Below are 22,785 nucleotides of genomic sequence, written 5' to 3' on the forward strand. Positions count from 1 at the left end.
CGGAAGACCCCGCCCGTGCATCTCTTCATCACAATCCCTACATAGTGTGGAGTGATCGTGATTTTGACATAGGCATGCCCCCGGTACGCACCAGCAGTCGGAGCTCCCCCGTTCAGAAGGTTGAGCTGTAGCCAGGACCGCGCTTCGACAAGCGCCGCGGGATCATGATCAGCCGCCGGCTCGACGCGAGCCGGCGCCCGCCCAAGAGCCAGCCAGTCATCACCATGAACGCCGGGGCGATGCCGCGACCGAGGCCGACTCTCCGGCAGGCGCCCGGGAGACCTTCCTTCATCGCCGGGAGGCCGACAACTCGCTCACCCGCCCGGCAGCACAGATCGCGACGTGTAACACCGTGCCCAAATCGCGCTGTTCGTTCAGATTGGGCCGCCTAGCGATCAAGCAGTTTTCGATGTAGTACGACGTAACCGTGACGTCCTTTGACGGCAAGGAGCAGTTCGTAGGGGTTCTGGATCTCCTGAAGCGTCCAACCGGCAATCCAGTCACCGGTGAGAGGGACGCCCCCCAATCGGGCGGCCCTTGGCCATGGCGCTCCGGTGGCGTTCCTGGATCTTGGTGGCGGCGGTCAGGATGGTATCGCGCAGTGCTGCCCATATCGCAGGGTCGACGACCCCTCGGTGCTCGAGTGAGAGTGTTCGCGACCTGCTCGACGGCAGTAATCGCCTCAAGGCTGCCCTGCAGGTATGAAGACCAGGAAGGCACCAGGCTGCCGGAGCTACTGTCCGGCCCTCCAGTAGCGGCTGAGAGCGCCGGGGCCGGCCACGACGTTGTAGAGCAGGTTCGTAGGGGCCACGGCCGGGCTCGGCACGCCGAGCACACTGACCTGGACCGGTAGCAGGAAGACCGCTCCGGAGACGCCCATGGGCGTGAACCCGAGCAACCCCTTCGACCACTCCACGACATCCCCTTGGGCCCTCTTCATCCGGCACCCGGAACGGGCTCCGGATCAGGCGCCTGCCGCTCTCCAGAACATCGACCCCGGCCTGATCCAATCGCCTCCCGAGGCGGTGAACAACTGCCGTCCAAACTCGGAACAAAGCCAGGAGGGCGCAGCTGGACATGCTGGGCGGGTTCCGGCTGCGGTTCCGTAGACATGCTGATAGTCGCCGTGTGGTCGAACTAGGCTGAGGTCCTTGTCTGTTGGATGCGGGGGAATGCCATGTTGGTCGAGGGACTCATCGCTGTCGCGGCTGCCGGAGGTAGCGCGGTGGTGCAGGCTGCGGGAACGGATGCGTGGAGCGGGATCCGGGAGGGTTTCGCCCGCCTGTTCGGCCGGGGAGAGCCGGGACGCGAGCAGGCCGAACTGGAGCGCCTGGACCAGACCAGGTCGGTGCTCGAAGCAGCCGGCGACGGTGAAGGCGCACAGCGGGTGCAGATCGCGCAGGTCGCGCGGTGGCAGACGCGCCTGGAGACGCTTCTGGAAGAGCTGCCCGTTGCAGAGCAGCGGGTGGTGGTGGCCGAGTTGCAGGCATTGGTGGCCCAGGCCGAGGCCGCCAAGCCGGTGGAGGCGGTGCATAACGACTTCAGTCAGGCTTCGTTCACGAACAGTCAGGTGCTGGGCAGCGGGACCATGACCGTCACGAACAACTACGACAAGTAGGACATGGTTGTGGGGGGCAAGAACAGCGCCAAGCGTAAGAGCAAGGGCAAGAAGAGCGGGAAGCCTCAGCAGCGCCAGGTACAGGCGCCGGGGGCGGCGGGGAGTGATTTCCGCGGTGCGGATTTCGCGCACAGTCAGGTGTTGGGGCACGGCACCATGACCGCGAACACGTACGTGCAGCAGTACGCGCCGGTGCCTACGGCGCTGGACGCGCTGCCGCCGCCGCCCGTCGGGTTCACCGGGCGTGAGGACGACCTCGCGTACATCCTCGGTGTGCTGGATCCCGACCGTGCTGATGAGGGGCCCGCGGTGGCTGTGCTGTCGGGGTGGGGCGGGGTCGGGAAGACCACCCTCGCCTACGCCGCGGGGCACGCCGCACAGAACCGGGGTTGGTTCTCCGGTGTGCTGCTGGTCGACCTGCACGGCTATGACCCCCAGCCGGCGCGGGCCGAGGAGGCACTGGAAGCGCTCCTGCGGTCGCTCGGTGTGCCGCACGAGCACCTCCCGCCGCCCGGGGCCGGACGGGACGCGCTCTACCGGTCCCAGCTCAACGCCCGGCAGGCGAAGGGTGAGCGGCTGCTGGTGGTGGCGGACAACGCCTCGGCGATCGCGCAGGTGCAGCCGCTGGTGCCGCCGGGCCATCACGGGATGCTCGTCACGTCCCGGAACCGGCTTACCGGGCTGGGCCGGATGCGGACGGTCAACCGCCTCCAGCCCGAAGACGCCGTCGCCCTCCTCGAGGCAGCCCTGAAAAACAACGACCCGGACGACCCGCGGGTCGGAGAAGACCCGGAAGCGGCTGAGCGGCTGGCATTGGCATGCGGTTATCTGCCGCTGGCCCTGCAGATCACCGCGGCCCTGCTGGCCCAGGACCCAGGGCAGCCGCTGTCCGAACGCGCCGACGCCCTCGGCAGCACAGAAAGCGTCCTGGACGGGCTGGACGACGGTGAACGCAGTCTGCGGACCATGTTCGACCAGTCCCTGGAACGCCTCACCCCGCAAGAACAGGACCTGTTCCGCCTGCTCGCCCTCAACCCCGGCCCCAATATCTCCACCCCCGCCGCGGCCGTCCTGGCCGACCAGCCGCAGCCGGCCACCGAACGCCTTCTCGCGCGGCTCGCTACCAGCCACCTCATCGAACGCACCCCAACCGTCCGCGGCAGATGGCAGATGCACGACCTCCTGCGCGCCTACGCCCACGAACAAGCCACAGCCACCATGGACCGCGCCCGCACACCCCGGCGCCGCTACGACCAGGCCCGCGACCGGCTCACCCACCACTACATCCAACACGCCCAAGCAGCCAACACCCATCTCAACCCCCCTGGCAGCCCGGTCTCCGCCCGGTTCACCGACCGGGACCAGGCGCTGGACTGGTTCGACGCCGAACGCCAAAACCTCATGGCCACCGCCCACACCCCCCCACGCCGCCTTGAACTTGAGCTCCGCACTCGGCCCCTACCTGCAATGGCGACGACACCTCCAAGACCACGTCGTAGTCAACGCCCTCGCACTCGACGCCTGCACCAAGCTCAAAGACACTCGGAACAAGGCCGATGCCTGGAACAACCTCGGCACCGCGCTCCGGGACCTGCGCCGCTTCGACGACGCCCTCCACGCCCTCGAAACCGCCCGCGACCTCCACCAACAGATGGGCAACACCCACAGTGAAGCCGATGCCTGGAACAACCTCGGCACCGTGCTCCGGGACCTGCGCCGCTTCGACGACGCCCTCCGCGCCCTCGAAACCGCCCGCAACCTCCACCAACAAACCGGCAACACCAACGACGAAGCCGATGCCTGGAACAACCTCGGCACCGTGCTCCGGGACCTGCGCGGCTTCGACGACGCCCTCCATGCCCTCGAAACCGCCCGCAACCTCCACCAACAAACCGGCAACACCAACGACGAAGCCGATGCCTGGAACAACCTCGGCACCGTGCTCCAGGACCTGCGCGGCTTCGACGACGCCCTCCACGCCCTCGAAACCGCCCGCAACCTCCACCAACAAACCGGCAACACCCACAGCGAAGCCGGTGCCTGGAACAACCTCGGCAGAACGCTCAAAGAGCTGCGCCGGTTCGACGAAGCCCTCCACGCCCACCAAACCGCCCGCAACATCTACCAACAGATCGGCGACACCCACGGCGAAGCAACCGCCTGGAACAACCTCGGCACCACGTACCGGGGGCTGGGCCGCTTTGATGAGGCTGTCGTGGCGGGGAAGCAGGCTGCTGCGATGCTGACCGCGGCAAAAGACTGGTTCCGGGCGGGTGAAGCGTGGGGCGAGCTGGCCACCACACTGACCACCGCCGGCGCCGATGCGGCTCAAGTGCGGGAGGCATGGGAACAGTCCGCCCAGGCATATACCCAGGCAGGCGCGGACGAGGAAGCAGCCGCCTCCCGGGAACACGCGAACAGCACGAAGAGCGCGGAAACGCAGCTACCCGCAGCCACAGACCTGCCTGAAACGGATACGGCTTCGGAGCCCGGATGAACCATCAGCCGACGACGGACCACCCCATGAAGGCAGAGGCCTGCCGACGGTGAGTCGGGCCACCCCAGACCGGGGCACGGCAACCGGCACACTGCGGGAGACAGAGACCAGCCCCGCAACCCCTGCTCGGTCTGTTGTAGGCATCACCGTGCCGGTCCGGTAGCAGGCGACTCCGCCGCCACCATCGTGGTGCGGGCGGGCACCACCACCATGGTGGGGACGAGCACCACCAGGAGCGCAACGACGAGACCCGTCCCTCAGTCGAAGCGCGCTAGGCCGGCGGAGCTTCGTCGTCCACGGCACCGGCCCCGAGAACCCGACGCGTGCCTGCGGTCCCAGGGAGGCGGGACCCGACCACCCCACGCGCTCGTAGCTCAAGAAGGTCCGGCAGGCGTATGCCGGGCAGGGCGTCGCTGATGTCGGCTTCGGCTGCGCGGATACTGCTGGACCCGGAAACCTGGGGTCCTGCGCCAAGAGCGCGGCGAGTGGTCACAGGAGCATCGTAGAAGCACCGCCCACGCGCAGACGGCGTACGGCGCTGCAGGCCGGCACCACGGTGGCCGAGGACGGGTACCTTCCCGTGTCCCGGGGCCGGTACGTGCCGCATGATCGGACGCTGCCGGACCAGCGAACACTCCTCGCCGGTCCGGCGCTCCTGCCGGCCGCCTACTTCTCCGAGGAGTTCCAACCGGCCCACCCGGCGTTCCAACCGGCACACGACGTTGGAAAAGCCCTCCCGCACTCCGGCTCCTGGCAGAGCGGCACCAGTTTCAACCGGCGCGGGAACCGGGGCCAGTTTCAAAAACCGGCCCCCGCACGAGGCGTGTGTCTATGCGGGCCCCGACGGTGTCCTGGCGAATTCATTCCAGTGGAACAGCCGGGACAGCCACAGCCCGGAACCGTTCCAACCGGCAGGGGCCAGTTGGAAAATTGCAGGTCAGGGCGTTCCAACTCCGGTGCCTGCTGAGGCGTGGCCGGGCAGGATCGTGCTCGTCGGCTGGACGGCCACGACGGTGTCATCGGAGACGTTGAGGTCGCTGACCGTCATGAACGGCGCGGCCTCGGAAAGGGTCGTCGATGCGGTCACCGTCCTCGCAGTAGCTCCGGGAGCCGGTGATGAACGGCTCCCGACCTCCGTGCGCAGATCCGAGACAGGATGCGAGGAGTGGCGAGGCGTGGGTGTTTGGCCGTCTGGATCAGGGAGAGCTGAAGAGCAGCTCGGGACGGCCCTTTCTCATCTCCCGCCGATGGGGGCCGACCAGCTGCGGCTCCTCCGGCGTGACCAAGCCCGCCGGAGGAGCCGACCCCTGGACAGAACCCGACCCGTCCCCCTCCCCCGTTCGACGTCGCGCCTTCGGGCGGCGGTACGGCTGCGCCCAAGGCTCTGGGCGTCGGTGGAAAGGTACGCTCGCCCCGCCGGCGCGGCCCCTCGGAGTGGTGTCCTGAGCCGGCCTGTACCCGTCACGTCTGCGTGAGCGAACCCCAGGTACCGTGCCACCCACAGCAGCGAGCGGGAGAACGGCGGCGATGAGCCTGATCGGTGACGGCCTGGACGCCGCCGTGCAAAAGGCGTTCACCCGCCCCACCCCCAAGTCCGCGGGCGCGCAGATGCGGTACCTGGTCAAGCAGCTCGGTGGCACCAAGGCGGTCGCGCAGATGCTGCGGGTCTCGCAGCGCACCGTCGAGCGGTACGTGAAAAGCCAGATCAAGAAGCCCCGCCCCGACCTCGCCGCCCGCCTGGGCCGCGAGGTCAAGCAGCGGTGGCAGCCGCAGGTACGGGCCAGGGCCAAGGCGAAGGCCGGGTCGTCGGGCGGCATCATCATCGACACCCGGGCCCGCCTCGGCTACACCGCCCCCATCGGGTCCACCGACCAGGACCGCATCCGGCACCTGACCGTGGCCCTGCCCCCGCAGTACGCGGCCCGGCTCTTCGACGCCCAGGAGGCCGGGGCCGGGGACGCCCGGCTCCAGGAGATCGCGGCCGAAGCGCTCAAGGACGTCTACTTCCAGGACGGCGGAACCCGGGCCGGGAGCCTGGACGAGGTCCGGTTCACGGACATCGAGCACCTGGAGTTCGACCTGTAGACAGCACCGACGCCCGTACCGGGAGTGGAGGGCGTGCGCCTGGTGCCGGGACAGTTCAGCCACCGACGCCAGGGGTCCAAGGCCGTACTCCAGGAGACCCGGGCCTATCCCGCACACTTCATACGGCACGGTCTGCCCGGAGACCCTCCCGGACAACAACTCCACCCGCTGAAAGCGGGGGCATCAGGTGTAGATGCGTGTCCAGGAGCAGTACTTCCCGGGACCGTCGGACCCCTTCTGAAGGCAGGTACGCAACCACAGGGCCAAGCCCTCCGAGTACGACCAGTTCCGCGTGTCGCCGCCGGCGTCCTCCCCGTCTTCCTCCTTCACAAGAAGCTCAAGGCGGGTGTCTGAGTAAACGCCGGCCCAGGCGTGATACCCGTCCCCGGCCTGAGTGTCCCTGACGTACAGGATTTCGCCGTGGGCCCTCCATTCGGCCATACCACCTGGTTCGTTGTCCGTGGTGTACGCGCGGGTGATCTCAGCAGCCATGGCGCTCGGCGATACCGACACCACAAGCAATGCCGCTAAGACGGCAGATCCCGCGAGCGCTCTCGTCTTCGTCATCATCTTCACCCGGCGAACACGAATGGCGTGCCCCTGACAAACACAGGGCGGAACGCGCCGTTTGCCAGCACCCAATGCGCCGAAGCACCGGCACCAGCCCGACTCATGCTCCAGGGGACCCGGACCTGTCCCGCACACTCCATGTCGGCACGGTCTGTCCCTGACCTAATCCAGTGTGCTCCGGGTCGGCCGGTCCCCGCGCGCCCTCGGGTCACAAGCGGGTGAGACGATGCGCCGATGCCCCCCACACCCCCTCCTGCCCGCGTGCACTCCTACGAGGAGAACGGCACCTTCGTGGTGGCGGCGTCGGGTGAATTCGACCTGGACGAACAGGAACAACTCCTCGCAGCGCTCGGCGAGGCCGACCGGCGCAACCTGCCCGCCACCGCCGTCGACCTCAGCGGTGTCACCTTCGCAGACAGCTCCCTCCTCAACGCCCTGCTGCACGCATGGCGCCGCCACCGCACCTCAGGCCGCCGCCTCATCCTGGCCGGCCCCCTGCACCCCACCGTCACCCAACTCCTCACCGTCACCGGCACACTGGAACACTTCGAGATCGCCGAAACGCTCTCCGAGGCCCTGGCCTAACCCCCGCGCGGCCGCTCAGCGGCTCCGCAGGCCGCGCCGGGGTGGCTTCGGGCTCCCCAGATGGCAGGTCTCCCATCCTCTACCCGTCCGCGTGATCAGTCCCCACCCTTCAAGCCGGTCGAGCTGGTAGGCGACGGAGCTGGTGGAGGAGATACCAACTCGCTCGCCGATCTGCCGGATGGTCGGGGCCTGCCCGTGCTCGACGATCCAGGACCGGATCACTCGCATGATCGCCTCCTGCCTTTCCGACAGAGCGCGGTCGAACCTGAAGTTGCACCCCGGGCCCGGCCCTCAGCGGTCCGCTGCCGCATTTCCACGCGCGTCGCAGGCGTACGGCCCGCCGGGGTGGACCAGAGTCGTCATCGCGCTCGATCGCCCGCCGAGTGGGCTGCTGCCCGCTCCAGCCGTGCCGCTTCAGCAGCCGCCAGGTGCCCTCGAGCGTGTAGGCGACATGGAACAGCTGGCCGATCAACGTCTTGATCCGTGCCAGCGTCCACCGCTGGTCCGCCCAGCCGTGGGCCAGTGGACCACGCTCCAACTCCCGCTCCAGCCTGGCGATCTGGGCTTCACTGAGCCGCGGTCTTCCCGGCGATCTCTTCGACAGAATGCCTGCCTCGCCGCCCTCGCGCCAAGCCCGGCGCCACCGCTCGACCGACCTCGCACTGAGCCGCAGAGCAGCGGCGATCTCCATGTTCTTCTGCCCGCCCTCGAACCGCTCCACGGCCTGGAGCCGTAACAGCTCCCGCGTGCTTCTCTCGGCGTCGGTCAGCCCGCCGCCCTGCGCGTACCTCACACCCCAGGACGACCGTTACCCACGACCAGCTGTCCGGTGAACAGCACCGACATCACCCGATCAAGTTCAGTAGTCACCGCCGCTGTGTCTGTGGACAGAGATCGGGCCTACAGGAACGCCGCAGGGGCAAGGGTCCCGGTGAATGTGGCTGGCACGGGCGCCGAACAAAGCTGGCCGAGCAGCTGCGCGCACTTCTCGATCGAGGCCGAGCAGCTCGGTGGGCTTCTTCGTCGCCTCCCGGGCGGACACCGTAACCCGGCGGATCTCCGACGCGCCGGCGACTATGGCCCAGGCGCGTCAGGTGGCTGATAGAGACTCACCGACGGTGCGATCGCGCCAGGTCCCCACGGTTTACTGAGGTCGAACGGGAGCAGTGCGGCCTCCGGGTATGGCGTATGGGGGCAGGTCTGACCGGATACCGGTCGTCAACCGAGAGGAGCGGTGGCAGGAAAGATCTGTTTTTCTCCGGCCCATTCTCAGCCAGCTGACGAGGCATGTATGGTGCGGCCCTGGATGCGCTGGCCTCCGTACCGACGCCGCGGGCCTTACGACAATGGAATATAAGGAAGCTGATGCTGGAAATTATCGGACCTGGTGAAATGCTTTGGGTATGGGATCACGAAGGGGATGAAGAGCGCTACGATCTTGCACTTCGCACCTCGATCGAAGATCAGGAAATCAAGAACAAGCTAAAATTCCGCGAACGGGTGACGGAAGAGGCCCTTCAACAAGCCGCATTAAAGCCAACATTTATCGCAGAAGTGTTCGAGCTCACACAGTCGCAATACCGGGACTACCGCCGCGCCGTCCTGGAGGTAGACCGCTCCCAGGAGGACTACCGCCTTGCGCGCGCCGAATTGACGATGGAAAAAGAATTGTTTATATTCCTGTCATCACTGGCCGGGATCCTGTTTTATTCAATCCTTAAGATTTTATCGACTACTGGATTGCCCGATGTCCGGGTCCCTCTTCTGGCGCACTTGGCTCTTGTTCTTTTAACTGCCCTGCCGGTTGCCATTAAAAGGAGGTCGAGACAAAATGCAAGGCATGCCGCACATGTCCTCAACCTGAGAATTGATCTTGCCATTCTTCGATTCATCAGTCAGCAAAAGCGTTCCGCCTGGGACGCAGCGATCGTGAATAATGCGATGTTACCCCTGATGAGAGCGGAAGTCGACCGGCTAATGGGGGATGACCAGACATCGCTATTTGACCTTGAAGATCACGGAGGATTGAGAGGAACGCTGAACCCACAATTCCTAGTTCCTACTCCTTCCGAACGGCATCTACGTCAGAAGATGGACCAGATAGAGGGGGGAACCATTGCAGTCTGTGGTCCTCGCGGCGCCGGGAAGTCCACGCTTCTGCGATCATGTACGGAATCGAGAGGAGCGCGATTCAGTGACCTAACCGTTTTCGTTCAAGCGCCAGCAGAATACGCCCCTCAAGAATTTCTGCTGATGCTATTTGGCAAAGTCTGTCAAGCGCACCTTCAAAGCACTTACTCCAGCCCAAGAAATTTTGACGAGATATTCTTCAAATTCGGTCGAAAATCTTTAAGGGATTTTTGGCATTTTGCCATGCTGGTACTTCTTTTCTTGTGTGGACTGTTCTTATTGGGTGTGGGACTCGTTTCGATCACGAAACTTCTATACGGGCGCTATCTGCGCTCCGACATTCCGGATCGAATTTCCTCGATGTGGGAGCGTATTCAAAATGAGGGTGTAAGCAGCTACCTAAATTTGCCGCCACATGTAAGCATAGGCTGCGCGACTTCTGGTGTACTTATACTAATACTATGTTATCGCGCTCGTCGCGTATCCCAGACCTTGGAACAGGAGTGTCGACGCTACCTCTACAGGCTTCGCACCGTGCAGAGCTCCACTAATGCGTTGAACTTGGGGCTTCCAGCAGTGCGCTCCACAACGATGAGCGGGAGCCGCACATCTTCGATACCTTTTAATCTCCCTGAACTGGTGAGTGAATTTAGAGAACTTCTGATGAAGATTTCTCAGGAAGCCGCCCGTGCAGACGGCAGAGTAATCATAGCAATCGACGAACTCGATCGACTCGGCGACGTTGAGACAGCTCGTAGGTTCCTCGCGCAGATCAAAGCAGTTTTCGGTATACGCGGCGTCTACTATCTCGTCTCAGTGGCAGAGGACGTTGGTGCTGCATTTGTGCGCAGAGGTCTCCCCAATCGAGACGTAACCGACAGTTCACTGGACGATTTGCTGTACCTGCAGCCGCGGACGGCAGAGGAGTCTGCAGAGATCCTGGCCGTACGCGCCCCAAGCTTGACTGCTCCATACTGCTTACTACTACATTCCTTGTCTGGAGGAATACCGAGGGATCTAATCCGCTACGCGCGTCGCCTACTCGAGGTGCATCATTGGACAGAACGTACCGAGCTCAGGGATCTCGCCCCTCAGGTTATTCTTGAGGAACTGGCCGAAACGCTAGAAGGTTTCCGTACCCTATTGGCATTTCAAGATCAGGCCCCAGACGGAGGGCCGTTACTACACCGACTTCTTATTCTCGTACGATCCCTCCGATCTCCCCGCCAGAATGACGATGACACAACATCCAAAATCGAATCTCTAGCACTAAGCGCAAATTTAGAAAGTTTCCCAGAGTATTCCGCAGAAGTAGTCAGATCCCTCGGCATAACAACCTTGGAACTATGGCAGGAAATCTCTGCATACGCTTACTACTCCCTGACGCTGCTGCAAATTTTCGGCGCCCCAAGTTTTGATAGCCGATATAAGTCAGTGAAGACTCGATTGAATGGATCGATTGACGGCGACCTGCAGCGATTGGCAGAAGCGCGCCTGGAACTTGCCGTATCGCCGTACAGCGCTCGCCTCCTACTCGATGACATCCGTGTCGCGTGGGATTTGCCTCCCTCTGACCGCCCTGAATAGGCACGACCTGCTCACGGCCACGGGCTGCCATCACGTTTGCGCACCTCTCATGAATCAGGGCGTGCGGTGATCATCAGTAATCGGCGGATCACGGGCCTGGCTGCGGGAGTGATTGCTGAACTCGTCGAGGAGATCGGCCCGTTGTGGCAAGAGCGTCACCAGGCCCGGCTCACCTCCCGGCCACGGAAGCGGGCCGTGGGCACCGGCGCAAAGCACCGGCTGGTGTTTGTCGATCGGCTGCTGGCCACGCTCGTCCATCTTCGTCACGGGGTCACCCACGACGTACTGACCTGCTGGTTCGGCGTGGACCGCTCCACCATCACCCGGGCCGTCGGCGAGGTGCGGCCCCTGCTCGCCGAGCGAGGCTGCACGGTCAGCCCCGACGTGCGGCTGCGAACTCTGGCCGACGTCGTCGACCACCTCGGCGCGAGCGGGACGACCGGCATCATCGACGACACCGAGATCCGGGTCCGCCGCCCAGCCGCCGGACGGAAGGACCACGACAAGCTCATCCCCGGCAAGAACAAGCAGAACGCCGTCAAGTAAATGGTTGGTCACGGACGCCGAAGGCCGCGTGCTGTGGTGAAGCCCAGAACGACCCGCAAGCTGCGCGGACATCACTCACGCCCGCCAATTAGAGCTGGTCAAGCTCTTGGCCGACGGGCCCGCGGTCGACATTCTCGCCGATGCCAGCTACCAGGGCCTTGGCGCGCAGACCGGCGGCCGGGTGGTGACACCACCGCACCGCAAGTTCAAGAAAAACGCCCCGGACTGGTACGAGGAGATGCACGAACGCCGGCGCAAGGCACACTCCTCAAGGCGGATCCGGGTCGAGCACGGCATCGCCCAACTGAAGAATTGGCGTGCCCTGGCCCGCCACCTCGGCCGCCGCGAGCACATGAGCGACACCGTCCAAGCCATCGCCGGCCTGCTGTCCCACCAGCAGACCGCGGACCTGACGTCGACACGGCAGAGGTGAACACCAACCCCCGCCGACAGCCTCGACGTCTCACCGCCTACCGTGCACGAGCTCGATAGCCAGCCCTCTTCCCGGCGAGGTGGGCAGTCCAGTGCAGGAGGTCGACACGAAGACGCAAGCGGTTGGCAGGAATGCCCGACGGACCGGCAGGGCCGCAGGGGTAGATTACGCGGGGCCCTGTCCTGTTCTCCGCCGCCCGAAGGTATCTGATCTGTGGAGGGGGCAGGACGACGAGCGCCTGTGAGAACCCAGAATGTCGATGCTGGGGCTGTCGTTGAGCGACCAGGCTTTACGTATGCGCGTAATGAGGGTACGGGCGCTGTGAGGGGAGATGGTCAATTCAAGACGGGCTTCAGCCAGTCGTGGGAGCTCTCCGTAGGAGCCCTCCGCCTTGGCTTCCTGGCTGCGCCGGTCGAGGCCGGGGGCGGTGAGGATTTCCAGCAGGGTGAGCGAGAAGAAGCTGTACGCGGCGGCTTCGTCGATGAGCTGGCGGGCGCTGTCGGCGATGTCAGCGGAGACGGGCAAGGCGGCCGCGGGCTGGTGGGCGAACTCTCCGAGGGCTTGTCGCAGCGGGCCATCGGTGCACTCGCACTCTGAGGTCTTGAGGTGTCCGCAGAGTGTGCGGAGGTCGCTGAGGATGCCGCTGGTGTTATGGGTCCACTGCTGTTTGCCGAGGAGCGTGCGGAAGCCGGCGAGGGTCTCGGAGAGTTCTTCGAGGATGAGTTCGCGGGCGATGTGGGCGAGTTCGTGGGTACGGGTCTTGGCCTGTACCTCTTCGATCTGCAGGCCGTAGCGGAGCAGGTCGCGCAGGAGTCCGCCCGAGAGGCTGTGGGCCAGAAGCACGGTGTGGACGGTGTGGTCCTCGGATCGTTTGTCGAGGATAGTCTTGGCTTCTTCGAGGGTGCAGGCATCGACGTGGATGATGTCGTCGAGCGAGCTGTCGGTGACGTCGCGGTGGGGCAGGCCGCGGCGGACGAACGCGGCACCGACGTCTTCGGCTACGGATATCAGGTAGTAGACGTGGCGCACGCCGAGGATCGCTTTGATCTCCGCAAGGAACGCGAGGGCCTGGGCATCGGAGCCGAGCCGGTCGACTTCATCGATGCCGATGAGGACTCGCTGTCCTCGTCGGGCCAATGTCTCGGCAATCCCAGCGAGCAGGCCGCGGAAGTCCTCGACCAGCGCGGGGAAATTGGGCGGGATGGTGGAGATGGACGTGGCGTGCGAGCCGCCCAGCGACATCATCTGTGCGGTGCCGTTGGTGAGGGTGTTCGTCGTCGTCTGGATGGTCTGCAGGCGGTAGAGGTGGTTTTCGCAGCGGGTGATCAGCTGAGGCTTGGCCGGCCGGGGCCGCCATCCGGCAGCCCGGGCGAGGAGGATCCCGGTGACCAGACCTGCAAGCCTGAACGGATTGTCCGTGTCGGCGAGCAGTGCATAGGTCGAAGGGGTACGCACCAGGGTGTAGACCAGGTAGGTGCCCAGGCCCGCGGCGAGGACCCGGCAGACGTCGCTTGCGTGGATCGTCCAGTGGCCGATGTCCAGACGCACTCTGCGTACTTCGGGCGCCTTGCTACCTGCCCAGGAGTAGCCCCATCCAGCGAGCAGTACCCCGGTGAACAAAAGGGTGTCGGGATGAATGTGGCGCGTGAGGTGGCGGATCTGGGGATCGAAGAAGGCGGTACCCAGGCTGGCCAGAGCGAGGAGTATTCCCAGCATGGCGCCGAAGCTGCTCCATAAACTGCCCAGGAATCGGAGGATCCACGGATCGTGGCGGGAGATCCACCAGGCGATGCCTGCGACGATGACCAGGACGGCGGTAACGACGGCTTCGCCGTCCCACACCTCGCGTAGCCAGTCCTGAGCAGCGAAGACGGCAGAGTTTGCAGAATCGGTGGCCGACTTCTTGTACTGGTCGTAAAGAGCACGGGCCACGGACGAGGTGCCGAGGATCAGAAGGGCAGCCGCTGGCAGCGCAAACGAGAACCAGCGGGCGAGGGCTGTGATGCGGCGGCGGGCACTTTGGAGCAGCCGGTGGAACGGGGACAGCCGGGCGAACTCCGGAGCCGGGTAGTCCTCGTGCTGCATGTACTCCTGGCACAGGCGCACCGAGAGTGAGATCAGGAAGTCATGCGGGGCGTAGGTCGCCGGTGCCTGGACTACAAAGCCGAAGTGCGCCTGGTTCGCGGCGTTTTCCAGCAGGGTGGACTTGCCGACGCCGCGGGGACCGCAGACAGCGATGGTGCCCTCGTCGAGGTGGCTGAGCTTGCGCTGGAGCTGAGCCATGGCTTCAGTGGGCACCACGAAGCCGGGTGCTCGTGGTGCCCTCAGGCCAGTGGAGGTTCCCTGGGGCACGAACAGGGAGTCGGGATCGTCGCCCATAAGGTTGCGGATCCTGGCGTCCATCACGGGGACGACACCGTCATCGTGGAGAGTTCTGCCCCACAGCACAGCTCGGTAGCCGAGTTCCGCGCGGGCTGCGGCACGGGGAAGGGTGAGCAGTCCGGCGATCAGGCAGTAGCGGAGGTTGAACCAGACGGCGGTGCCGGTCCAGAACAGGATGAAGATCAGCAATGCTGCGATGAGAAAGACTGACACCAGAGTCGGTAGACCCCAGACGGCGAACACGATGAAGCTGGTGGCCATCATCAGGGTGCAGAGGGCTTGCCAGGGCCATTCCGTCTCATCGGCCGCAGCCTGCTGCCTGGCAAGGACTCGTTCGAGGGCAACCGAGACTTTGTCGTACGCGGCCTTGTGGATTGCGGCGTCGACCCTGGCATAGACCGCAGCCCGGTACATGGGCGTGTGCATTTCACGGAATACGTCGCGGCGGGAGGAACCAGGCCGTTTGTCGAGGATGCGCGCGCGCCGGGGGGCATCGAGTGCCAGGTTGACGCAGTGCTCGTAGACCTCGTCCCGGCTGGGGTGTAGATAGAGCTGAACCAGCCGGAGCGTCGTGGTCAGCCAGGGTCTATTGAGCAGGGACATCGGCATCCGGATCAGCCTCCCCCAAGATCTTCGGCTCGCGGATGGTAACGCTGCTCAGCGACAGATCGCAGGCATCCGCCCTTGTGTGCCCGGAAGACGTACCCACGCTGCGGGAAGTGAGCCAATACACCGGTAATGCCTGCGTGCTGGAGAGAGGATGACGGCTATGACCTTCTCCTGGAAGATTCCGCCGTGGGAACGCTTTGAGGACTGCAAGTACGTGACCGTGACGTTGACGGACGCCGGTGCGGGCCAGTTCGAATGCATCTCCGAGGCAGTGCGAGGTGACGACGCGATCGAGGCACTCGCGGATTTGGTGATGTCTCCTAGGTCCCCGCTGGGGTTCATATCGTCGCATCCAGCGCTCATCGGCGTGGTGGTGAGGCGTGGGATCGACGTGGCATGGTTAGCGAAGCCGCCGGTCGAGGTGGGCCGGAACGACCGCGGGAAATGGCAAATCAGTATCGCTGAAGCGGACCTACCGGGCGTCAGTGTGTTCGACGTGACAGAGATCGCGGGGCTGGTCAGCCGTCTGCGGTCTCAGTACGGGCAACACGGTTGACACCTCTTCATGGAGACGACCGCGGCGGCCTGCCCGATACACGCCCCAACCCGATGCCCCCAGGCTGGGGGCTGGGCGTGCATCCTCTGACCCGCCGGCGGTCGTCCCCGCCGGCGCGTACGTCATCCCCTCCCGCCGTACGTCATTGACATGACGTACGCCTGCGGCCCGGCCCCCGGCGGGCCGTCATCAGACCACGACCTGCATGACGACGCCCACCAGGACCGTCACGGTGGTCAGGCCCACAGCATGGGCGTGGTGGCTTTGCGAGGGGCGTGGGTGTTTGACCGTGTGGATCAGGGAGAGCTGAAGAACAGCTCGGGACGGCCCTTTCTCGTCTCCCGCCGATGGGGGCCGACCAGCTGCGGCTCCTCCGGCGTGACCAAGCCCGCCGGAGGAGTCAGCCCCCGGACACAATCCGACCCGTCCCCCTCCCCCGTTCAACGTCGCGCCTCCGGGTGGCGGTACGGCTGCGCCCCGGGCTCGGGGGTGTCGGTGGGGAGGTACGCTCGCCCCGCCGGCGTGACCCCTCGGGGTGGTGTTCTGAGCCGGCCGGTACCCGTCACATCCGCGTGAGCGGGCTCCGGATACCGTGCCACCCACAGCAGCGAGCGGGAGAACGGCGGCAATGAGCCTGATCGGTGACGGCCTGGACGCCGCCGTGCAGAAGGCGTTCACCCGCCCCACCCCCAAGTCCGCGGGTGCGCAGATGCGGTACCTGGTCAAGCAGCTCGGTGGCACCAGGGCGGTCGCCCGGATGCTCGGGGTGTCCCAGCGCACCGTCGAGCGGTACGTGAAGAACCAGATCAAAACCCCCCGCCCGGCCCTCGCCGCACGGCTGGAGCGTGAGGTGAAGCAGCGGTGGCAGCCCCAGGTACGGGCCAGGGCCAAGCAGAAGGCCGGGTCGACGGGCGGCATCATCATCGACACCCGCGCCCGCCTCGGCTACACCGCCCCCATCGGGTCCACCGACCAGGACCGCATCCGGCACCTGACCGTGGCCCTGCCCCCGCAGTACGCCGCCCGCCTCTTCGACGCCCAGGACCAGGGAGCCGGAGACGCCCGGCTCCAGGAGATCGCCGCCGAAGCACTCAAGGACATCTACTTCCAGGACGGCGGAACCCGCGCGGGGAGTCTGGACGAGGTCCGGTTCACCGACATCGAGCACCTGGAGTTCGACCTGTAGACGGTGGGAGGGCTGACCGCTGTCCGTGCTCTTCGCTGACTCCCGCTCAGCGGCTTCTCAGCCCGCGCCGGGGCGGCTTGGGGCTCTCCAGCCGGCAGGAGCTCCAGTCACGGCCGGTCCGGCTGATCAGGCCTCGCTTTTCGAGCTGAGAGAGCTGGTAGGCGACGGAGCTCGTGCTGGAGAGACCGACCCCTGCCCCGATCTGCCGGATGGTGGGCCCTTCGCCGTGCTCGATAATCCAGGACCGGATCAGCCGCATGATCGCTTCCTGCCGAACCGACAGGGGTCTCTCCCGTCTCACGCCGCGACCCGCGTCTGGTCAGCAGCTGTCCGCTGCCGGAGCTCCACACGGGCCGCAGGTGTGCGGCCCGTAGGGGTGGACCAGAACGGGTGCCAGTGGATCCGGACGGACAGCGCGAGCAGGTGGCGGCGGAGCTCGGTGGCATGGCGGAGGCGAGGTGCGGCGAGGGCGCGGTAAGTGGTGTGCCACTGCTGCTGTGCGCTGATCAGGTCGTCGGGGAAGGGGAAGCGGTCCATCCAAATATTAGAGCGTGTGTTCGCATTCTGTGGCCAGTCCGGAAGCATACGGGCGGGTCGCGTGGTCGAGGGTGGCGCACATCCGGACCACACCTGGCCGTGGAGGATCGCGGTACCCGGGTCGTCCGCGAGCAGCCGCGCGATCCCGGTGATGACGGAGGCCACCGCCATGAGCCGGAGGTGCTGGTGCGCGGTGAGCCAGCCCGCCTCCGAGAGGACACACGGCACGATGGCGAGCGTGCTCGTCGTCCCAGCGTCGACACCTGCATCGCCCTCGATGAGCCGCCCGTCCGGACCCATCCGGTCACACTGCGCCGGATCCAGTGAGCCCATCGCGCTCTCCACCACATCGGGCAGCGTCACGGCGAGCCAGGTCCCGACCGGGCTGGGGGCCGGCGGGCCGGGCAGGGAGCGGATCCATGCCGCCGCGCGGCGCCCGGCCGCCGCGGCCTCAGCCAGGACCTCGGGCTCACCGGCCCACGGCTCGTAAAGCGGCACATCGTCAGAAGGGCCGGGCAGGTACGCGATCGTCATGCCCGGATAACCGGTGGTGACGCCGAACGGAAACGGCGACATTCAGTCTCCGGTTCCGGTCCGTAGTGCGGCCCCGGTCAGGCGGCCCAGCCGATGGAGGAGACGCTGCTGTGCGCCTCGTAGTCGGAGCAGAGTTTTGTGCACTGAGGTGGCGCCGCAGCTGTTAGCCGAGGGTTGCGCTGAAGTCGCCGCTCTCAGCTTCCTTGGCGGTCAGCTGAATCTTCCCGCGGCGGGACACCTCCACCTGGTAGAACTTTTCGCCCTTCGGGACGTCGCCGATGGACACGTCGAAGAGGCAGATCCCGGCGACGTAGGTCGCAGTCCCGAGATTTCCGGTGGCCGCGATCTCGCCGGCTCCGTTGTACACAGTGACGGATGCCCCTTCGGCGATGTCATCGTAGCCACCGGTGCCGGAGCATCCCTCGTCGTCCTCTGTTGCCCCGTCGGTGAGGGCGAAGGCGCCGGTGAGCGTGAACGTGGTGGGCGCGGGGGGTTCTTGATTGGCGATGACTGCCCAGGTTCCGCCGACTGCTCCGGCCCCGACGACCAGCCCGAGAACGCCGGCGAGGAGCGAGGAGAGGCGCTTCTTCGGGGCGGCGGCTGGGGGTTCGGTGGGGATGGGTGGCGCTTCGGGGGCGACCGGCGGTTCGGGTGTGGCGGGTACTCCAGGGGTGGCTGGCGGTTCGGCCGGCGGTGGCGTTTCGGTGGTCATGGTCCCCCCAGGGATCGTGTGTGAGATCGGAGGCTATCGGCGGGTGGACCCGCTTGTGAGCGAAGTGATCGAACTGGGTCAATGCCGGTTCCGGTCTCCTCGCGATGGCGCCGCGGGTACTGGTGGTGATGGGCCGCCCGTCGACGGCTCCGTAGTCGTTCTGGACGACGGCGACGGCCTGCGGGCTCAGCGCTCGACGAGTGGAGTCGACACGACGACGGAGAGGGGACCCTGGGTGTACCGGCGCCCGACCTCTCATCAGGCGGCCGGGCGCAGTCATGCTCAGAACGCCGCACGAACATCACCAGATACGACGTCGTCTGCCGGGGCTGGGCAAGTACTGCGTCCTGACCTCCTACTGTGCAGGACGCAGACTCAGTATCTGCGAAGCCCTTTCTGCACACGGGCTTGTGGTGAAGCGTGGTAGCTAGCAGGTCAGAATCCGGCCATTTCTCGTAGAACTGGCTTGACGCCGTAGCTGTCCGGTTCTGCCGGACGCCTGATGCAGGTGGCTGTGGAGAGGATGGGCCGGTGCTTCGGTACGAGGATGGAGGAGTGTTGCCTGACAAAGAGCCTGCTGGGGAAGGGTGCTGCGTCCCTCCGGAGCGCCTGAGGGCACTCTCCCGCCGCCATCGGGAGGGGGAGGGAGCGGTACTGCGTGACCCCACTACCTGTTCCCTGTCAGGGGCTAGAGTTTCCTCATCCGTTGCCATTGGGTGTCTCACAACAGCGCGCCGCCGTGCCATCGCTCGCTCGCGTTGTGTCGTTTTTGCAAGGGAGCACTGTGCGTCTCGTCGAACTCAGCGTCACCAACTTCCGCTCGCTGGGGGACGTCCGCAGCATCCCGATCCGCAAGCAGACGATCCTGACGGGGCACAACGACTGTGGGAAGACAGCAACACTGGATGCGATCGCATCACTGCTCGGCGAGCGGTCCGTCCTCGACAGCGATATCTCCGATTTCGCGATAGGGGAGCCAGCGCGAGCGGCGCTGCCCATGGAAGAGGGCGGAGAGCGACGCACGGTAGTCATCGAGGGCAGGTTCGCTCTGTCGCCGGCCGAAGAAAAGGAGTTCGATGCAGGGCCGTACCTGCGAGTGCGTCGACGCCACGTAGAGGCCGAGGCCAGCTATCTGGAGTGGCAGGCCTCCGTGCCGCATGACCCAGCGCTGCGCAACGTCCCGGGGTTGAAGGTCCCCGAGCTTCAGGCGCTTGCCTCCGAACTAGGTGTCAGCCTGCGTGCGGGCCAGCCGAATGTGAAGGCCAGCTGGGTGGAGGTGCTTGAGCAGCACGCTGCCACTGGAGAGAGGGTTATGGCTTGGGTGGTGGCGCCTGAGCCGGTCAGTGCCGCGCTTCCTCAACTGCTCTACTTCAAGGGGGATGCGGCGGAGTCGCCCGATGTGGTGGTTCGCAGCATCCTGACAGCGAAACTCCGCGAGTACACACTGCGTGAGGAGACTCGGCAGAAGATCAGTGGCCTGGAGGAGGAGTTCTCCCACCTCCTTAAGGACGATGTCGTTCGGCTGCAGAAACTGGTTGAGGAACGGTGCGCGCTCGATGCGTTCACCGTCGACCCGGGCGTGCAGTTTCGGCCGACGGTCCAGAGTCTGGCCTTGACCGCCGCGGCCCCGGGACAGCGGCCTGTGCCCTTGACAGCAGCCGGTTCGGGAAGGTCCCGCCGTGTCTCCCTTGCCCTGTGGGAGGCCAGCCAGGAGCTCCTTACGGAGAGCTACCAGGACGGCATCGGCGGGGTGATCATCGCTTACGACGAACCCGATACGCACCTGGACTACGACCACCAGCGGCGGATCATGCAGATGATCAAGGTATCAGCAGCAGCCGCACAGTCCACCGTGATTGTCGCCACCCATTCACTGAACCTGATCGACGGCGTCGACATCCAGGACATCGTGCACCTCAACAGCCGGAATGGACGAGCCTATGTGCAGTCACTCGGCGCGAAGGATGATGACGAGGAGACCCGCCGGTTCATGTCGAACATGGCCCTCTCGCTGGGGTTTCGTAACAGTGTCCTCCTGCACGAGCGGTGCTTTGTAGGCGTAGAGGGTCCGACGGAGTACGCGGTTCTGCCCGTTCTCTTCAAGCTAGCTTTCGGATACCCCATCCAGTCTGCAGGCATCGCCTTGTGGAGTTGCAAAGGCAACGATGGCGCGCTGGCCTTCGCCAAGTTCCTCAAAGCACACAAACGCACTGTGATGTTCCTGGTGGACGCCGACACCATGCGCGACAAGCAGAAGCAGTTCAACATCGCCCGCCTGAACAAGCAGGGCTTCACAGAGGCCGACTGTCTCTTCCTCGGCGACCCACACGAGCTCGAGGACGTGTTCACCGACATGCAATGGGTGGACACCATGAATGCCTGCTGGCCCCGTGACGACACGCAGCAGTGGACGGTCCACGGCGTCGAGGCTCTCCGCAGCGAAGGAAAGTTCAGCAAGGCACTCCACAGCATGGTGCGCCTGCACTCCAGCAGCTCCCCCGACAGCAAGGAAGACATGGTCGGCAAGCTGGCCGAGCGTCTTCGCGAGCCTTCCGACGTCCCCGCTGCACTGGTGAAGACATTCGACGATGCGATCAAAGTTGCCAGCAAAGCCGGACTGGCTTACTGGCCGGACGAAAGCTGACCCAGTGCACGACGGGCCTTCATCCGACTCAGACGCTGCGCTCGGGTGGGTTCCTCCCAGGCATGCACACCCACAGAAGCCACCCAGCGGCGGCCGTGCCGGTCCTTCTCCTCACCGCACCAACGGCATCCGGATGGCGCGGGCGGATCTGGATGGCGAACACGCATAGCCATGGCATGCACCTCAGTACTCCCCGCTCGTTGTGCCGATCTCGTACCTGAAGACTCCCATGCAGCACTGACAATCGACAGACCAGGCAGCTTGAGGACAGTCCGTCTGCGTCCGCGCAAAGGATCTCAGGAATTGAAGGTCTGTACGTCGTCCGTGGTCATGTCCAGCCGCAGCCGGACGAGGCGGATGGGGTGCCGCCAGATGCCGTGGCCCTGGGCGGTGTACTACTGCCAGCGCCTCCTCACGGGCGAAGAGGAGCACGAGGAAGAAGACGGCGGAGAAGAAGCGCACCGCTTCGTGAACTGAAGGCACCGGCTCAGTTCGATGGGGTGTCGTCGCCGAAGAGTGGGACGTCGGCGGGGGCCAGGTCGTCGCGGAGGCGGACGAGTTTCACCGGGTGGCGCCACCGGTCGGCGCTGTCCTGGGAGACGTTGGCCCTCACTTCGACCACGAGTTCCGGCACGACCAGCACCACCGTCAGTGCGGTCTTGGTGCCCCAGGCAGCGGAGAAGGTCCGCGCTGCCCACGGGTGCTCCTCCCCCGCCAGGCTCAGCCGGGCCGGTAGGGTAGTTGCGATGGGGCGGGGCAAGACGGTGCTGCGCCCGGTGTAGCGGAGGCTGCCCGTGGGGTCGTAGCGGCCCAGCAGTACGGTCGCCGGATCGGTCACGGAGCGGCTGACGGCCCGGATGATCGCGTCCGTGGTGTGGGCGACCCGGTACTTCCTCCAGGCCCTCGTCATCGGCCGGTAGATGCCCCGGAGATTCTTGACCACCAGGCCTTCCATGCCGACCGTCGGCGCTCGTCGAGCCCGTAACCCGGACGATCCGCGAAACGCCGTCTGCCACACCCACAACCAGACCGGCGTACGCCTGATCCTCATCGACGAGATCCACCGGCTCAACCCCCGCACCACCACCGGCGCCGAAACCGCCGACCTCCTCAAAGACCTCACCGAACGCATCCGCGCGACGTTCGTATACGCGGGCATCGACGTCACCACCACCGCCCTCTTTTCCGGCGTACGTGGAGCCCAACTCGCCGGACGGGCCTCCCTGGTGGAATGCGGCGCCTTCCCCGCACGCCTCGGGAAACACGAACTCTTCCGCAAACTCATCACCGGCGTGGAAGCAGCACTCGATCTCCGCGCACACCAGCCCGGCACACTCCCCCGCCACGCCGCCTACCTCCACCAACGCACCGCAGGACGCATCGGATCCCTCACCCGACTGATCCGCCAAGCAGCCATCACCGCCATCCACGACGGCACCGAACGCATCACCAAAACCAGCGTCGAAACGATCCGCCTCGACCACCTCGCCGAAACCCACCACCGCCCCACCCCCAACCGGCCCACCACACCCCGCCGCTAACCCCCGGGACACCCGAAGACCACACAGCACGCA

20 protein-coding genes and 2 pseudogenes are annotated in these 22,785 nt (G+C 65.5%); 12 read left to right on the forward strand and 10 right to left on the reverse strand.

The genetic code is table 11. From position 1 onward, the window contains the following. Positions 1–739 precede the first annotated feature (739 nt). Positions 740–916: pseudogene (locus ACIRR8_RS18540) on the reverse strand (sulfite exporter TauE/SafE family protein); the annotation flags it as partial. A 261-nt stretch (positions 917–1,177) separates the two neighbouring features. Between ACIRR8_RS18540 and ACIRR8_RS18545 the strand changes: the two are divergent. From ACIRR8_RS18545 to ACIRR8_RS18555, 3 genes are read left to right on the forward strand one after another with little or no spacing between them, the layout of a single operon-like run. Beyond that, the gene (locus ACIRR8_RS18545) at positions 1,178–1,618 is read left to right on the forward strand and encodes a hypothetical protein (RefSeq protein ID WP_404065630.1); all 441 of its coding nucleotides are present in this window, start codon (positions 1,178–1,180) and stop codon (positions 1,616–1,618) included. Between the two features lie 9 nt (positions 1,619–1,627). Beyond that, a complete protein-coding gene (locus ACIRR8_RS18550; protein ID WP_404065633.1) occupies positions 1,628–3,289 on the forward strand; it encodes a hypothetical protein in 1,662 nt (553 codons plus the stop codon). Continuing rightward, positions 3,210–4,115 carry a tetratricopeptide repeat protein gene (locus tag ACIRR8_RS18555; RefSeq protein WP_404066549.1) on the forward strand — a complete coding sequence of 302 codons (906 nt, stop codon included), beginning with the start codon at positions 3,210–3,212 and terminating at the stop codon, positions 4,113–4,115. The genes ACIRR8_RS18550 and ACIRR8_RS18555 overlap by 80 nt, the downstream gene beginning before the upstream one ends. 937 nt (positions 4,116–5,052) lie before the next feature. On the opposite strand, the gene ACIRR8_RS18560 is transcribed toward ACIRR8_RS18555, so the two are convergent. Then, positions 5,053–5,202 (reverse strand): hypothetical protein, encoded by a 150-nt coding sequence (locus ACIRR8_RS18560; protein ID WP_404065635.1) that lies wholly within the window; start codon positions 5,200–5,202, stop codon positions 5,053–5,055. A gap of 440 nt (positions 5,203–5,642) precedes the next feature. On the opposite strand from ACIRR8_RS18560, the gene tpg (ACIRR8_RS18565) reads away from it, so the two are divergent. Beyond that, on the forward strand, positions 5,643–6,200 hold the full coding sequence (gene tpg / locus ACIRR8_RS18565; RefSeq protein WP_404065638.1) for a telomere-protecting terminal protein Tpg: 558 nt from the start codon (positions 5,643–5,645) through the stop codon (positions 6,198–6,200). A 183-nt stretch (positions 6,201–6,383) separates the two neighbouring features. Here the strand turns inward: tpg (ACIRR8_RS18565) and ACIRR8_RS18570 are convergent, their stop codons facing one another. Beyond that, on the reverse strand, positions 6,384–6,767 hold the full coding sequence (locus ACIRR8_RS18570; protein WP_404065641.1) for a hypothetical protein: 384 nt from the start codon (positions 6,765–6,767) through the stop codon (positions 6,384–6,386). A 237-nt stretch (positions 6,768–7,004) separates the two neighbouring features. On the opposite strand from ACIRR8_RS18570, the gene ACIRR8_RS18575 reads away from it, so the two are divergent. After that, positions 7,005–7,355 carry an STAS domain-containing protein gene (locus tag ACIRR8_RS18575; protein WP_404065644.1) on the forward strand — a complete coding sequence of 117 codons (351 nt, stop codon included), beginning with the start codon at positions 7,005–7,007 and terminating at the stop codon, positions 7,353–7,355. Positions 7,356–7,370: 15 nt separating this feature from the next. Here the strand turns inward: ACIRR8_RS18575 and ACIRR8_RS18580 are convergent, their stop codons facing one another. After that, entirely contained in the window at positions 7,371–7,583 is a 213-nt protein-coding gene (locus ACIRR8_RS18580) for a hypothetical protein (protein WP_404065646.1), read from the reverse strand. A 139-nt stretch (positions 7,584–7,722) separates the two neighbouring features. Beyond that, positions 7,723–8,148 (reverse strand): annotated as a pseudogene (locus ACIRR8_RS18585) (winged helix-turn-helix domain-containing protein); the annotation flags it as partial. 572 nt (positions 8,149–8,720) lie between these two features. Here ACIRR8_RS18585 and ACIRR8_RS18590 point away from each other — a divergent pair. From ACIRR8_RS18590 to ACIRR8_RS18600, 3 genes are all read left to right on the forward strand, one after another. Next, on the forward strand, positions 8,721–11,072 hold the full coding sequence (locus ACIRR8_RS18590) for a P-loop NTPase fold protein (RefSeq protein WP_404065648.1): 2,352 nt from the start codon (positions 8,721–8,723) through the stop codon (positions 11,070–11,072). 195 nt (positions 11,073–11,267) lie between these two features. Beyond that, positions 11,268–11,618 (forward strand): transposase family protein, encoded by a 351-nt coding sequence (locus ACIRR8_RS18595; protein ID WP_404065651.1) that lies wholly within the window; start codon positions 11,268–11,270, stop codon positions 11,616–11,618. Positions 11,619–11,724: 106 nt separating this feature from the next. Beyond that, on the forward strand, positions 11,725–12,051 hold the full coding sequence (locus ACIRR8_RS18600) for a transposase family protein (RefSeq protein ID WP_404065654.1): 327 nt from the start codon (positions 11,725–11,727) through the stop codon (positions 12,049–12,051). A gap of 165 nt (positions 12,052–12,216) precedes the next feature. Here the strand turns inward: ACIRR8_RS18600 and ACIRR8_RS18605 are convergent, their stop codons facing one another. Beyond that, positions 12,217–15,042, reverse strand: a complete 2,826-nt coding sequence (locus ACIRR8_RS18605; protein WP_404065657.1) for a hypothetical protein — start codon at positions 15,040–15,042, stop codon at positions 12,217–12,219. A gap of 160 nt (positions 15,043–15,202) precedes the next feature. Between ACIRR8_RS18605 and ACIRR8_RS18610 the strand changes: the two genes are divergently transcribed. Together ACIRR8_RS18610 and tpg (ACIRR8_RS18615) are read left to right on the forward strand one after the other, a co-directional pair. Continuing rightward, positions 15,203–15,598: a hypothetical protein gene (locus ACIRR8_RS18610; protein WP_404065660.1), complete on the forward strand. Its 396-nt coding sequence runs from the start codon at positions 15,203–15,205 to the stop codon at positions 15,596–15,598. A gap of 628 nt (positions 15,599–16,226) precedes the next feature. After that, a complete protein-coding gene (gene tpg, locus ACIRR8_RS18615) occupies positions 16,227–16,784 on the forward strand; it encodes a telomere-protecting terminal protein Tpg (RefSeq protein ID WP_404065663.1) in 558 nt (185 codons plus the stop codon). Between the two features lie 46 nt (positions 16,785–16,830). Here the strand turns inward: tpg (ACIRR8_RS18615) and ACIRR8_RS18620 are convergent, their stop codons facing one another. The 3 genes from ACIRR8_RS18620 to ACIRR8_RS18630 all read right to left on the reverse strand — a co-directional run bounded on the left by ACIRR8_RS18620 (position 16,831) and on the right by ACIRR8_RS18630 (position 18,567). Beyond that, positions 16,831–17,085, reverse strand: coding sequence for a LexA family protein (locus ACIRR8_RS18620; RefSeq protein ID WP_404065666.1), 255 nt, complete (start codon positions 17,083–17,085; stop codon positions 16,831–16,833). Then, complete coding sequence (locus ACIRR8_RS18625) at positions 17,082–17,897, reverse strand: hypothetical protein (RefSeq protein WP_404065669.1); 816 nt, start codon at positions 17,895–17,897, stop codon at positions 17,082–17,084. The genes ACIRR8_RS18620 and ACIRR8_RS18625 overlap by 4 nt, the downstream gene beginning before the upstream one ends. A gap of 121 nt (positions 17,898–18,018) precedes the next feature. Then, a complete protein-coding gene (locus tag ACIRR8_RS18630; protein ID WP_404065672.1) occupies positions 18,019–18,567 on the reverse strand; it encodes a hypothetical protein in 549 nt (182 codons plus the stop codon). A gap of 784 nt (positions 18,568–19,351) precedes the next feature. Between ACIRR8_RS18630 and ACIRR8_RS18635 the strand changes: the two genes are divergently transcribed. Next, positions 19,352–21,211 (forward strand): ATP-dependent nuclease, encoded by a 1,860-nt coding sequence (locus tag ACIRR8_RS18635; RefSeq protein WP_404065675.1) that lies wholly within the window; start codon positions 19,352–19,354, stop codon positions 21,209–21,211. A 487-nt stretch (positions 21,212–21,698) separates the two neighbouring features. Here the strand turns inward: ACIRR8_RS18635 and ACIRR8_RS18640 are convergent, their stop codons facing one another. Further along, positions 21,699–22,154: a hypothetical protein gene (locus ACIRR8_RS18640; protein ID WP_404065677.1), complete on the reverse strand. Its 456-nt coding sequence runs from the start codon at positions 22,152–22,154 to the stop codon at positions 21,699–21,701. 10 nt (positions 22,155–22,164) lie between these two features. On the opposite strand from ACIRR8_RS18640, the gene ACIRR8_RS18645 reads away from it, so the two are divergent. Next, positions 22,165–22,752: a TniB family NTP-binding protein gene (locus tag ACIRR8_RS18645; RefSeq protein WP_404066552.1), complete on the forward strand. Its 588-nt coding sequence runs from the start codon at positions 22,165–22,167 to the stop codon at positions 22,750–22,752. Positions 22,753–22,785: the final 33 nt, after the last annotated feature.

Source organism: Streptomyces sp. NPDC101178, assembly GCF_044767965.1.
GTDB lineage: Bacteria > Actinomycetota > Actinomycetes > Streptomycetales > Streptomycetaceae > Streptomyces.